Consider the following 12,322-nt stretch of genomic DNA (forward strand, 5'->3'; position numbering starts at 1 on the left):
CGAACACGGTTCCATCGCCACTGTGTGCCATACAGAAAAGGAGAACTGTATGGCAAAGCAAACACTTAACGATGGATCGGATGGAACGGTAGTCATCAGGCCTGGGCCGACGGCTTCAGGTGGCGGTTTTCAGATTGGAAGCGGCGGTTTTTCAGGCGGATTCGGCGGTTCGGGCAGCAGGCGCAGCAGGCGACGGCGTAAAGCCAGGGCGAGAGCCAGATACGAGCAGCTCAAGGCCCAGCAAGAAGCCCAGGCAAAGGTAGACGCGGAAAAGGCCCAGGCTGCGGCCATGGCCCAGGAGCGAGCGCGCGCCCAGGCACGTCAACAAGCGCTGGCGACTATGGTGCAACGCCACACCAGCACCCGGGCTGAGGTGGATCGGAGCTTCGCGGGCAAAAAGCAACAACTCGACGCGTCTCTTCAAAAGGAAATTTCCGCCGCAAAACGGCCGCCCGTCTCGAACTCGACCGAACGCTGGCAGCTTTACCTCATCACCAAGGAGAAAAGCGAAATCGACGGGCTGATCGCCCGCAAAACCACGGAACTCAACGCCAAAAGCATCGCCGCCCGCGTCTTCGACGGACAGGACCCACTCACCCGTTCGGCGAACGACTATCGCACGCGACTGGATCAATTCGGTACCGCCCTCGAAGACGGTCACCGACTCTGGGAGCAGGCTTACACAGCAGCCCAAGAGGCGCGACTGCTGTCCGAACAGATCAAGGCCCTGAGCGAAAAATCCAACGCGCTGGCCCGGCGTCATGCTGAACAGACGGTGGCCTGGCGTGAACGGGAAGCCGGCTGGGAGCGCCAGCGTCAATACGCCGAACAACGTGCGGCGCGCATTCGCTTCAAGCAGCAGGTTGATGAAAACGTTCGGTTGGAGAGGCTCAGGCAAGTCCATACCGTGAGTGTGCCCGCCGCTTCGTTGACAGCGAGCGGGATGGTGTTGAGCCAGGGGACCGTGTTTGTGCCCCGGCAAGACACGGCGGTATTGGACAAGGCTGTCCAGTCGGCCGTGGAGATGCTCGGTGAGTTAAAGAACATTGCCTTGAAGGGGCCAGGTTTATTTATCTCGCTGGCGACACACACCACCCCTCTGGGCAACGGAGAACTCACTGTCGAGCAACGTCGGCGACTGTTTCAAGGCGTTGGCGTACCGGCCCAGGCACTGGGGCTGGCGGACGAGCAGCGGCTGAGGTCAGTTGCCGATGCGGGTGGCTCGGTGGAAATGCCTCACCGGCTCAAACCTGAAACCGTATCCGAAGGCACCACGATTCACGTCGCCAATACTGGCGGGGCAATCAGCGCTCAGGTTCCGGTCATCAATGCAGTCCTGGACCCTCTGACCGGCCTCTATAACGCCGAAGTTCCTGGTGTTGTCACCCGGCAACTACAGTTCGCCACTGACGCGGTCCCACACACTGCCCCGACAAGCCCGCCAGTGCTGATGCTCATGGCGCCACAAGTCGAGACCCTGCCGGCGGGCGCGGACTTGCGCATTCAAGATTGCATCGTCTGCGTGCCCGGGCTGCCGCCGACCTATTTCTCATTCAATTTGCCACCCCTCGGTTCGGGCATCGTCACGGGCGCCGGCAAGCCGGCTGCGAATGATTGGTGGAGCACGGCCAGTCAGCCCCAAGGCGCGGCCATTCCCGAGCAAGTCGGCCATCAGATGCGGGCGCAGACGATAAAGTCCTTCAGTGCCTTCGACCAGGCACTGTGGCGTACCCTCTCCGAGCACCCAGCGCTGTCGGTGTCGGGCAACGCAGATGAAATCAACCAAAAACGCATCGAACGAGGTTTTGCGCCCTACGCGCCGAAAAGTACATGGGTCGGTGAGCGTCGCGAATTCGAACTGCGTTACCAGGAACGGGCAGAACTGGGTGAGAACCCATTCAACCTTGACCGCATCAGCATCACCACGCCAAACAGCCTGTTGGGCAGGCCGGGCATCGTACCGGCCGTCATCCCCTGGCCGGCGCCTCCAATCGGCAACGGCACCCGAACACCCCTGGTCCCACCGGGCATCGAACAGCTTGGCCCGACCACCTCACCGATTGCACCGCCACTCTCGTCGGTCTATCCCGGCAATCCTGTCATCCCGGTCCTACCGGAAAACGAGACGTTTCCGGCTGTTGATCCGGGGCAAACCGGTGCCAATATTCCGGGGTATCCGGGGGATATGGAGTTGCCTTCGCCGGATGCGCTGTTTTATGACCGGCGGGATGATCGGGGTGTGGCGCTCGGGTTTGGGCAGCCAGTGTCGGGCATTTGGTTGGGGGAGGCGGCGAGGACGACTGGCGCACCTATTCCTGATCGGATTGCGGATCAGTTGAGGGGGAGGGAGTTTGCGAACTTTCACCGGTTCAGGGAGGCGTTTTGGAGGGCTGTGGCGGCGGATCGCGAGTTACGTAAGCAGTTCAATGACTCAAATCTACGAGAGATGTCTAAGGGAGCACCGCCGTTTTCTAGTCGATTGGATCAGGTCGGTGGGAGAAGGAAATTTGAAATCCATCATAAGCACGAAGTTGCGAAAGGCGGTGCAGTTTATGACCTGGAGAATCTTCTGGTTATGACTGCAAAGCGGCATATTGAATTACACAAAGGAGAGAAGCCATGAGTATGTTCAAAGAGCGGCTGGAAGATTATACGGAGGCTGAGTTTCTGACATTTCTTCGAGAATTCTTTGATGACTCCGTTGCTTTGGAGGGGGATGCGTTGAGCCAATATACGAATAGGCTGGTGGACCATTTTGAGTTGATCACTGAACACCCTGATCGCTCAGACGTAATTTTCTATCCCAAGGAAGGCCAGGAAGACAGCCCCGAAGGCATCTTGAAAGAAGTCAAGGAATGGCGCGCCCGCAATAACAAACCCGGCTTCAAACCAGAATAGACCAGCCCCGTGTACGCATCTGCTCGACCAATCGAGCAGGTGCGTTACCGAGCATGCATGTTTAAACAAGGAAAACCATAGATGGAACTTAAACCCAAACTCCAGGATTACACCGAGGCCGAGTTTCAGGTGTTCGTAGGGAGAATCTGGAATGTCGACATGGGCAAAGAAGAGCATGATCGACTGATCAACCATTTCGATCGAATCGTCGGGCACCCCAAAGGCGCGGACCTGCTGTTTTACCCCGAAGACACCGGGTATACCAATGCTCCGGAAACGATTGTCCACTTCGTAAAACAGTGGCATTTCAAAAAGAACGTTATCCCCTTCAAGGGTGGGGTACTGCCCGCCCCAGCCAAGCCCGCGCCCCGCTTGAGCATGGCGCAACACGCGACGGCAAGAGCCCAGCGCGAGCTTGCCAATGCACAGCAGTTGGCCTCGGACATCACCGCCGCAGAACAGGCGGTTGAAAAAGCCTTTACCCAGCTGGAGCTTGCGACCCGGCAACGACAAAACCAACACGATGCAGAGCAGACGCTGGATGCACTCAAGCAGGGGATGCGGCGACTGGAGCACGCACAACACGAAGTGGTCATGGCCGTTGGCGCGTTCGAGCGGCGTAAAATGCGTGTCGAGTCTGCCCTGAACGGCGCCCAGCGTGATCTCACCTATAACAAAGCCGACCAGGCGCTCTGGCAAGCGAATTCACGACAGGCCACTGCCAATCATGGTCGTTATCTTGCGCGACTGACCTCGATCGCCCAGCGTCATGCCGTTCTTCACGCCGCCGCTGAAGCCGTACTGGAGCGTTCCTCGCAGCAATTGATGCGCTTGCGTGGGCAGGACAGCAGCCCAGTAGTGTTTCGCATGTCCGCTGCAAACGGTACGAGGCACCCGAACCTGTTGCTGAGCGATGCGCCGCCACTCAGGACCCATCAACGGGTGGATTTGCAAAAATCCATTCGCTCAGCCGTCGCCGAGTTCAATTGGTTGATGACGCATCCAGAGCAGGGCCACACCGGGCAATATGCCGAGGTCCTGGGTTTTGATCTTGTCAGTCGAACCAAAGAGGTGCGTTTTGGCCTGTGTGTGGCGCTGGCCGAGATCTCTGCAATTGAACAGGACTGGCAGACCCTAGCCGCACAGCAGGGTGAGGTGGCGTTGCCGTTGCGAATGAGCACTGCAACGGTCGCGACAAAACCCGGCAGCCATTTCAGAGGCCTGAAAGAAATACGTGAGCTTTTTCAGATATACATCACGCCCGCCACGGGTGTGTTGCCGTCCAAGGTGCGCATAAGGCCGGCGGTTTGGGATGCAGCTGGAGAAGTCTTTCGCTTGACCACGGACGGCCCGCAGCCCCGAGTGATTGAATGGACCCGTGCGGACAGCTTGGAGGCTCCGGTTGCGTCCGAGCGAAATCGACTCGATTCTGCCGGTTTTATTCACTCTTCACCGGTGCCGACATTGGCAGCCTTTGATTCCATCGAAGGCGTTCGATTCGATGATTACGTCGTGGTGTTTCCCCTGGATTCGGGATTGGAGCCGCTCTATGTCGTGTTCAACGACCGCCGAAGCGCGTGATTGAAAGCGCTTGGGTAATGCCAGTCAGGAGATAGCACGCCATACCTATAACCCGTGGCGAGGGAGCTTGCTCCCGCTGGGCTCGTGTAGGAGCTGCCGAAGGCTGCGATCTTTTGATCTTTCGCTTGAGACTCAAGTGTCTGGGGAAAGATCGCAGCCTCGTTGCACTCGACAGCTCCTACACAGAGTCACAGGTTCAATCACCCTTGCAGGTGACCGGCCTCACTGCTCGTGCTCAAGCGCCTCATCTACCTCGACGCTACCTTTGCTCCGGGTCTTCAACTCACTGACAATCACCGCCGCCACGATCAGCGCCGCGCCAAACAATGCGATCGCTGGCAGCCGCTCACCGGCCAGGCGCCCGGCGATGCCGGCCCACACGGGTTCGCCGGCATAGATCAGCGTGGCACGGGTCGGCGAGACGCTTTTCTGTGCCCAGTTCATCGCCACCTGGATCGCTGCGCTGGCGGCGCCCAGGCCCACGGCGCTGACCAGCAGCAACATGGAGAAATCCGGGATCGCTTCCTGGGTCGGCACCACCATCAGGAACGCCAGCACCGCCGTGCTCGCCAGTTGCACCACGGTCACCCGGCGCACATCGACCTGGCCGGCATAGGCGCTGATCAGGATGATCTCGGCGGCGATTGCGATGGCGCTGATCAACGTGGCGATTTCGCCGGGGCTGAAGTTCAGCGAGGCCCCGGCCGGGCCCGACACCAGCATCAGCCCGGTGAACGCCAGCATGATGCCGAGGCTGGGCATCAAGCCCGGTCGACGGCCCAGCACCAGCCATTGCAGCAAGGGCACGAATGGCACGTAGAGCGCGGTGATAAACGCCGATTGGCTGCTGGGGATGGTTTGCAGGCCGACGGTTTGCAAGCCGTAGCCGAGCATGATCGCCACGCCGATAAAACAGCCAGCCTTGAGTTCGAACAGCGTCAGGTCCCGCAGGTGCCGCCAGGAGAACAGCGCGACAAACGCGGCCGCGGCAGCGAAGCGCAGGCCGACGAAAAACATCGGCCCGCTGACCGTCATGGCGTGTTGCACCAGCAGGAAAGTCCCACCCCAGATCATGGTAATCAGCACCAGCACGCATTCGGCCTTGCTGAATCTTGAGAAACGGGGGGAAGCTTGCGGGGAGTTCACCGATGCCATGACCTTGCGCGCCACTTGAGGCGGACGCACAATGCGTCCGAAGTTGGGCAGTATAATGCGCAACCCAACCATGTGAGCAATATAGTGCACAAAGAATCCGGCCAGCGGGCCTCCGTCCTCCAACACGTCAGCCAGAACGTCCGTCGTCTGCGGCATGCCGCCGAGCTCAGCCAGACGGCGCTGGCCGAGTTGTCGGGGGTCAGCCGGCGAATGCTGGTGGCCATCGAGGCCGGCGAAAAGAACGTCAGCCTGACCACCCTGGACCGGGTCGCCGAAGCCCTGGACGTGGCCTTCAGCGACTTGATCCAGGCCCCCGACGCCCGCGACACGAGCCGCATCAACGAGCTGGTCTGGGCCGGTGTGATCCCGGGCAGCAAAGCTGTGTTGCTCGCCAAGGCCACCGCCAGCCGTGAGGTAGAACTCTGGGAATGGCGGCTGGAGCCGGGCGAGCATTACCATTCCGAGTGCGACGCAGAGGGATGGAGCGAACAACTTTATGTATTCGAAGGCTGCCTGACGTTGCTGCTGGGCAGCGAAGAGCGCCGCATAGGCGTCGGTGAGTTCTTCATGTTCGCCAGCAACCAGCCCCATGCCTATCGCAACGATGGCTCGGTGGCGGCGAGATTCGTACGCAACGTGGTGATTTGATATTTGGGGAGAGCCGTATGGACACAGCGCTGGAGCAACAGGGCAGCGGCCTCATCCGCGAAGCCGATATCCTGATCATCGGTGGCGGTTTGAGCGGTGCCATGCTGGCCGCGCAGTTGCTGCGCCTGCCGGGCCGGCGCGAGGTGCTGATCGTCGAGCCGCGCAGTGAACTGGGTCGGGGCGAGGCCTACAGTGCCGTGGAGCTGGGCCACACTTTGAACGGCAACGCGGCGCGCATGAGCGTCGACCCGGACAACGCCGATGACCTGACCCAATGGCTCACCGCGTTCATCGAGGCCGGCGGTTGGCCCGAGTCGGATCAGCAGCATGTACCGATCAGCGAGTTGTTCCCACCCCGAGGGATGTTTGGCCTCTATGTGCAACAACGGCTGGCCGAGGCTCGCGAGGTGGGCGCACGGAACGGCTCAACCGCCGAGCACGTGCGCGGGGAGGCCGTGGACCTGCGGGTTGCTGAAGATGCCGTGATGCTCACGCTGGATGACGGCCGGGTCTTGCGCGGCCGTTTCGTGGTACTGGCCACCGGCATGTTCGCGGCGGCACGCACCCCGCAGACCGAGTCCAGCGGCCTGAATGCCACGGCCCTGGATCCTTGGGATGTGGCTGCGATGCGCCAGCTTGATCCGCAGTCCACGGTGCTGATCATCGGCTCGGGTCTGACCATGGTCGATGCCGTCGTGTCCCTGGAACAGGCCGGGCATCGCGGGCCGATCGAAGTGTTTTCCCGCCATGGCCTGCTGCCCCATGTGCGCCGCCAGCCCCCCGCCTGGGTGGATTTCCTCGCCGACGATCACAGCCTGCGGTCGCCACGCCAGTTGATGCGGGCCCTGCGCGAGCAATGCCGTCAGGCCCAGGCCCAAGGCATCGATTGGCAGGCCCCGTTGGACACGGTGCGCGCGCACATCGGGCGGTTGTGGAACCAGGCCAGCGATGTGCAACGCCGGCAGTTCGTCCGCCATGTACGGCCATGGTGGGAGAGCCATCACCATCGTTCGCCACCGCTGAGCGCGGAGCTGGTGGCGCGTTTGCATGGGGAAGGGCGGTTGCGGATTCAGGCGGCGTCGTTCAAGGGGCTGGCGTCCTCTGCCGAGGGCACGCTGGGTATTAGCATCCGCCGCCGGGGCGAGGCCGGACTGGCAGTGGTGCAGGGCGCGGCGCTGATCAACTCCAGTGGCATTGAATATGACTGGCGCCGGGTTGCACGACCGTTGCCGCAACAGCTGTTGGCCCGTGGGTTGATCCAGCCCGGACCGCTGGCCCTGGGCATCGCCGCGCGTGCCGATGGCGCGGTGCTGGACGCTCGAGGCGAGCCCGCCAGCCGCCTGTTTGCCATGGGCCCGCCGTTGCGGGGGATGTGGTGGGAAAGTACTGCTGTGACTGATGTGGCGAGCCAGGCTAAGGCGCTGGCTGGGCGGTTGGTTGAACTGCAAACCCAAGATTGAAATTGAACACCCCCTGTGGCGAGGGGATTTATCCCCGCTGCGTGGGAGCAAAGCTTGCTCGCGATGCAGGCGCCTCGGTTCCCAGGGAGACCGCGTCATCTTCATCGCGGGCAAGCCTTGCTCCCACAGATGGGGATAAATCCCCTTTCTACAGGGATTCACAAAATGGGCATAAATGAGCGCTTATAGCTCGCTGATCTTGACCCAACGCTCCTCCCGCGCCGCCACACGAATCGCCGCCGCCAGCCGCTCCACTTCCCAGGCCTCTTCGAAGTCGGTCCCGCTGCCGCCTTCGCCTGCGAGGGTCATCACCAGTTCCTGGACTTCCAGGGTCTTCAATTCGTTGTACCCCAACTGGTGACCGGCGGCTGGGCTGAACGCGGCGTAACCGGGCAAATCCGGGCCGGCCAGCAGGCGCTGGAAACCTGCCTGGCCGACGCGACACAAGCACAGTTCATTCAGCCGTTCCTGATCGAACGCCAGGGTGCCGAGGGTGCCGCTGATCTCGAAACTCAGGTGGTTCTTGTAGCCGTGCTTGAGCCAACTGCTGCTCACCGTGCCCCGGGCGCCGTTGGCGAAACGCAGCAGCGCGTGGACCTGGTCATCGACCGCAATGGCGCGTTGTTCGGCATTGCCCACGCTGGCAGGGCGTTGGCTGTGCACGGTCTGGCTGTCAGCGCACACGGCCTCGACATCGCCCAACAAGTGCCGGGCCATGGCCAGCAAGTGGCTGCCCAGGTCCGCCAGTGCGCCGCCGGCGTGGGCCGTTTCGCAGCGCCATGACCACGGCGAGGCGGGGTCGGCCATGAAGTCTTCGCTGAATTCGCCCTGGAAACTGATGATCTGTCCCAGTTCGCCGCGCTGGATCATGTCCCGCGCCCGTTGAATGATCGGGTTGTGCTGGTAGTTGTAGCCGACCCGCGTCACCACCCCGGCTGCCTTGGCCGCCTGGCGCATCTGCTCGGCCTGTTCCAGGGACACCGCCAGGGGCTTTTCACAATAGACCGGCTTGCCCGCCGCCAACGCCGCCATGGCCATGGGGAAGTGCAGGTGGTTGGGTGTGGTGATGGCGATCAGGTTGACCTTCGGGTCGTCGATCAGTTGTTGCCAGTCGCTGTGGGCCGTCTCGAACCCCCAGCTGTGGGCGCATTGCCGGGCACGTTGCGGATCGGCGTCGGCCAGGGCCGCCAGTGCCAGGTTCAGGGGGAGGTCGAACACCGCCTTGGCATTGTGGAACGCCAAGGCATGGGCACGGCCCATGAAGCCGGTGCCAATCAGACCGATGCCGAGTTCACGCATGAGAAAGAGCCCTTTGAATTGTTATTTTTAGAAGGGTTCTTTATGGAATAAATATTCGTTAATTGAAAATACTGGAATAAATATTCATTTTCGCGATTGCAGAGATCCCTTGTGGGAGCGAGCCTGCTCGCGATAGCGGTGGGTCAGCAGTACGTGTCTGACTGATACAACGCTATCGCGAGCAGGCTCGCTCCCACAGGGTTTCTCACCGGTCTGCCATGGCGCTCACTGTCAGGACAGGAACCCACCATCCACATTCAACGCCACACCCGTGGTATAGCTCGACGCGTCGCTGGCCAGGTACAGCACCGCGCCGGCCATTTCGCTCGGGTCGGCCACGCGCTTGAGGGGGATCTGCGCCAGGGCGGTCTTCAGGATGGCGTCGTTCTTGACCAGTGCCGAGGCGAACTTGGTGTCGGTCAGGCCCGGCAGCAGGGCGTTGCAGCGGATGCCGAACTGCGCGCACTCCTTGGCGAAGACTTTGGTCATGTTGATCACCGCAGCCTTGGTCACCGAGTAGATGCCCTGGAAGATCCCCGGCGAGATGCCGTTGATCGACGCTACGTTGATGATGCTGCCGCCGCCGTTCTCGCGCATCAGCTTGCCGGCTTCCACCGACATGAAGAAGTAGCCGCGGATGTTCACGTCCACGGTTTTCTGGAACGCACCCAGGTCGGTGTCCAGGACGTTGCAGAATTGCGGGTTGGTGGCGGCGTTGTTGACCAGGATGTCCAGGCGTCCGAACTGTTCGCGGATGCCGGCGAACACCTGGCTGATCTGCTCCATTTCACCGATGTGGCACGCAATGGCGGTGGCCTTGCCGCCGGCGGCGATGATGGCGTCGGCCACGTGCTGGCAACCGTCGAGCTTGCGGCTGGAAACGATCACATGGGCGCCTTGCTGGGCCAGCAGTTTGGCGATGGCCTCGCCGATGCCGCGGCTGGCGCCGGAAACGAAAGCGATTTTACCGTCGAGGTCGAACAACTGGGTCTTGGACATGCTGTTTCCTTGTTATAGGTGCGCTCAGAGCGTGGATTTGCTGATGACCTGCAGGCTCATCTGCTCCAGCAGTTTGTTCATTTGAACGAACTGCGCGAAGCGTTTGTCCTGGGTCTGGCCGTGGAAGAAGCGGTAGTAGATCTGCTGGACGATGCCGGCCAGGCGGAACAGGCCGTAGGTGTAATAGAAGTCGAAGTTGTCGATGCGCATTCCGGCGCGTTCGGCGTAGTAATCGACGAACTCGCGACGGGTCAGCATGCCCGGTGCATGGCTCGGTTGGCGGCGCATCAGTTGCACCGGTGCCGGGTCGCCGGATTCGATCCAGTAGGCGAGGCTGTTGCCCAGGTCCATCAGCGGATCGCCAATGGTGGTCAGTTCCCAGTCCAGCACGCCGATGATTTGCATCGGGTTGTCAGGGTCCAGAATCACGTTGTCGAAGCGGTAGTCGTTGTGCACGATGCTGGAGGTGGGGTGGTCGGCCGGCATTTTGTCGTTGAGCCAGGCCTTGACCGCCTCCCATTTCGGCGCGTCCGGGGTCAGGGCTTTTTCGTAACGGTCGCTCCAGCCACGGATCTGCCGGGCCACGTAGCCTTCGGGTTTTCCCAGGTCGGCCAGGCCGCAGGCCTTGTAGTCGACCTGGTGCAGTTCGACGAGCCGGTCGATGAAGCTCTTGCACAGGGCTTCGGTACGGGCAGCGTCGAAACCCAGTTCCGGCGGCAGGTCGGAGCGCAGGATGATGCCCTTGACCCGTTCCATCACGTAGAACTCGGTCCCCATCACCGACTCGTCGGTGCAGTGCACGTAGGCTTTCGGGCAATACGGAAAACCTTCGCGCAACTGATTGAGTATGCGGAACTCACGCCCCATGTCGTGGGCGGACTTGGCTTTATGGCCGAACGGCGGACGCCGCAGGACGAATTCCTGTTCAGGGTATTCCAGCAGGTAAGTCAGGTTCGAAGCGCCACCGGGAAACTGGCTGATCTGCGGCGTACCGGTGAGGCCTGGAATATGGGCCTTGAGGTACGGGTCGATCAGACTGGCATCGAGTTCTTCACCGTCGCGGACACGGGTGGACTGATCAGTAAACGCCATGCTTATCCCTTCTGCTTATTTTGGAGGCCATCGATCATTGGCTAATCTAATGGCAGGTGACAGGCGTCACAAGCACGCCAAGGTCTTATAGGTTAGCGTGTTGCAGGATAATCAGCGGGCCTGATGCCGGGTGGATGAGCTATGGTTTGAGCGTCTGTCGCTTTTCAGGGAGCCATCGTGATGGGATGCCCGCAAGTCTGTGGTACCGCAACCTTGCAATGCAGTTTCGGCGCGGCCCCGGCGGTGCTCAATGTGCTGCCGGTCAATCGGCTGCTGACCGGCGGGATGCCGGCGGCGAATATCATGGATCACATTCCTTTGGTGAACATCACCACGTTTGGCATGTGCATGAGCCTGGCGAACCCGACAGTGGCCGCCGCCACCGCTGCGGCACTCGGTGTGCTGACCCCCATGCCCTGCATCCCGGCCACCGCCGCCCCCTGGATCCCCGGCGGCGCCCCGACCCTGTTGCTGGGCAACATGCCGGCCATCGATGCCAACAGCACCTTGATGTGCACTTGGGCCGGGGTGATCAAGATCGTTGTGCCGGGGCAGGTGCAGATGTTGATTCCCTGATGGTTGTGGTGGACGCAGGCTAGCTGCCCACCTTCAATCCCCTCTGGGAGTGGTGTGTTCAGGCTTGCGCCGGATCATTCCAGCGCCTGAACCACCAGCGCACCCTGGAGATAGGCTTGCCGTCGGCGTCCAGTGGTCGACCGTCTTCAGCGTAGGCGTGTGCCGGTTCCAGCAGTTGGCCATTGAGGTAGCGGGCTTCGACCGCCGGTTTGCCATTGGGGTGCAGGCGGCGATAGCGGCCGTCGCGCACGCCGTCGCGATAGACTTCGGCTTCGGCCAGTTGCCCGTCGGGAAAGTAGTTGTTCGCCTCACCGTGCAGCAACCCGCGGCGATACGTGGCCTGGCGTTGCAACCCACCTTCGGCCCCATAGAAGCTCGCCACGCCCTGCAGTTTACCTCTGACGAACGGCAACACCGCCGAGACCTTGCCGTTGGGGTGATACAGCGTGCTGGTGCCTTGCAGTTCACCCCGTTGATAGTTGAGTTTCGCTTGCGGGCGCTGGGCCTCATCAATCTGCAGTGGGCCGTCGAGGTGGCCGTCAACCAGTTGCCCGCTCAGGTGGCTGTCGTCACGCTCCACGTCGAGTTTTTTCGAGGTCATTGGCACGGCTCCC

General features: G+C 61.4%; 11 protein-coding genes. 6 read left to right on the top strand and 5 right to left on the bottom strand.

The window, feature by feature from the left end; translation table 11 throughout:
• The first annotated feature begins 49 nt into the window (after nt 1-49).
• The 3 genes from AACY42_RS09285 (at nt 50) to AACY42_RS09295 (ending at nt 4,479) form a co-directional block, all read left to right on the top strand.
• On the top strand, nt 50-2,623 hold the full coding sequence (locus AACY42_RS09285) for an S-type pyocin domain-containing protein (RefSeq protein ID WP_339478788.1): 2,574 nt from the start codon (nt 50-52) through the stop codon (nt 2,621-2,623).
• Nucleotides 2,620-2,898 (top strand): bacteriocin immunity protein, encoded by a 279-nt coding sequence (locus AACY42_RS09290; protein ID WP_339478789.1) that lies wholly within the window; start codon nt 2,620-2,622, stop codon nt 2,896-2,898. The genes AACY42_RS09285 and AACY42_RS09290 overlap by 4 nt, the downstream gene beginning before the upstream one ends.
• Nucleotides 2,899-2,979: 81 nt before the next feature.
• A complete protein-coding gene (locus tag AACY42_RS09295; RefSeq protein ID WP_339478791.1) occupies nt 2,980-4,479 on the top strand; it encodes a bacteriocin immunity protein in 1,500 nt (499 codons plus the stop codon).
• A 222-nt stretch (nt 4,480-4,701) separates the two neighbouring features.
• Here the strand turns inward: AACY42_RS09295 and AACY42_RS09300 are convergent, their stop codons facing one another.
• Complete coding sequence (locus AACY42_RS09300; protein WP_339478901.1) at nt 4,702-5,706, bottom strand: DMT family transporter; 1,005 nt, start codon at nt 5,704-5,706, stop codon at nt 4,702-4,704.
• Between the two features lie 12 nt (nt 5,707-5,718).
• Here AACY42_RS09300 and AACY42_RS09305 point away from each other — a divergent pair, with 12 nt between their 5' ends.
• Both AACY42_RS09305 and AACY42_RS09310 read left to right on the top strand, forming a co-directional pair.
• On the top strand, nt 5,719-6,282 hold the full coding sequence (locus AACY42_RS09305; RefSeq protein ID WP_339478794.1) for a helix-turn-helix domain-containing protein: 564 nt from the start codon (nt 5,719-5,721) through the stop codon (nt 6,280-6,282).
• Between the two features lie 17 nt (nt 6,283-6,299).
• On the top strand, nt 6,300-7,742 hold the full coding sequence (locus AACY42_RS09310; protein WP_339478796.1) for an FAD/NAD(P)-binding protein: 1,443 nt from the start codon (nt 6,300-6,302) through the stop codon (nt 7,740-7,742).
• A 183-nt stretch (nt 7,743-7,925) separates the two neighbouring features.
• Here the strand turns inward: AACY42_RS09310 and AACY42_RS09315 are convergent, their stop codons facing one another.
• The 3 genes from AACY42_RS09315 to AACY42_RS09325 all read right to left on the bottom strand — a co-directional run bounded on the left by AACY42_RS09315 (nt 7,926) and on the right by AACY42_RS09325 (nt 11,132).
• Complete coding sequence (locus tag AACY42_RS09315) at nt 7,926-9,041, bottom strand: Gfo/Idh/MocA family protein (RefSeq protein WP_339478798.1); 1,116 nt, start codon at nt 9,039-9,041, stop codon at nt 7,926-7,928.
• A gap of 231 nt (nt 9,042-9,272) precedes the next feature.
• Nucleotides 9,273-10,040: an SDR family oxidoreductase gene (locus AACY42_RS09320; protein ID WP_003180553.1), complete on the bottom strand. Its 768-nt coding sequence runs from the start codon at nt 10,038-10,040 to the stop codon at nt 9,273-9,275.
• Nucleotides 10,041-10,064: 24 nt separating this feature from the next.
• Nucleotides 10,065-11,132: a phosphotransferase family protein gene (locus AACY42_RS09325; protein WP_339478800.1), complete on the bottom strand. Its 1,068-nt coding sequence runs from the start codon at nt 11,130-11,132 to the stop codon at nt 10,065-10,067.
• A gap of 180 nt (nt 11,133-11,312) precedes the next feature.
• Here AACY42_RS09325 and AACY42_RS09330 point away from each other — a divergent pair, with 180 nt between their 5' ends.
• Entirely contained in the window at nt 11,313-11,708 is a 396-nt protein-coding gene (locus tag AACY42_RS09330; protein WP_003202818.1) for a DUF4280 domain-containing protein, read from the top strand.
• A gap of 58 nt (nt 11,709-11,766) precedes the next feature.
• Here AACY42_RS09330 and AACY42_RS09335 read toward each other — a convergent pair whose 3' ends face one another.
• Entirely contained in the window at nt 11,767-12,309 is a 543-nt protein-coding gene (locus AACY42_RS09335; RefSeq protein WP_339478802.1) for a toxin-antitoxin system YwqK family antitoxin, read from the bottom strand.
• Nucleotides 12,310-12,322 lie beyond the last annotated feature (13 nt).

The organism is Pseudomonas sp. RL_5y_Pfl2_73 (assembly GCF_963970515.1).
Classification (GTDB): domain Bacteria; phylum Pseudomonadota; class Gammaproteobacteria; order Pseudomonadales; family Pseudomonadaceae; genus Aquipseudomonas.

Excerpts from the sequence above, each read along its gene's own strand:
- AACY42_RS09285 (WP_339478788.1), top strand. The coding sequence starts at position 50 with ATGGCAAAGCAAACACTTAACGATGGATCGGATGGAACGGTAGTCATC.
- AACY42_RS09290 (WP_339478789.1), top strand. The coding sequence starts at position 2,620 with ATGAGTATGTTCAAAGAGCGGCTGGAAGATTATACGGAGGCTGAGTTT.
- AACY42_RS09295 (WP_339478791.1), top strand. The coding sequence starts at position 2,980 with ATGGAACTTAAACCCAAACTCCAGGATTACACCGAGGCCGAGTTTCAG.
- AACY42_RS09300 (WP_339478901.1), bottom strand. The coding sequence starts at position 5,706 with ATGGTTGGGTTGCGCATTATACTGCCCAACTTCGGACGCATTGTGCGT.
- AACY42_RS09310 (WP_339478796.1), top strand. The coding sequence starts at position 6,300 with ATGGACACAGCGCTGGAGCAACAGGGCAGCGGCCTCATCCGCGAAGCC.
- AACY42_RS09315 (WP_339478798.1), bottom strand. The coding sequence starts at position 9,041 with ATGCGTGAACTCGGCATCGGTCTGATTGGCACCGGCTTCATGGGCCGT.
- AACY42_RS09320 (WP_003180553.1), bottom strand. The coding sequence starts at position 10,040 with ATGTCCAAGACCCAGTTGTTCGACCTCGACGGTAAAATCGCTTTCGTT.
- AACY42_RS09325 (WP_339478800.1), bottom strand. The coding sequence starts at position 11,132 with ATGGCGTTTACTGATCAGTCCACCCGTGTCCGCGACGGTGAAGAACTC.
- AACY42_RS09330 (WP_003202818.1), top strand. The coding sequence starts at position 11,313 with ATGGGATGCCCGCAAGTCTGTGGTACCGCAACCTTGCAATGCAGTTTC.
- AACY42_RS09335 (WP_339478802.1), bottom strand. The coding sequence starts at position 12,309 with ATGACCTCGAAAAAACTCGACGTGGAGCGTGACGACAGCCACCTGAGC.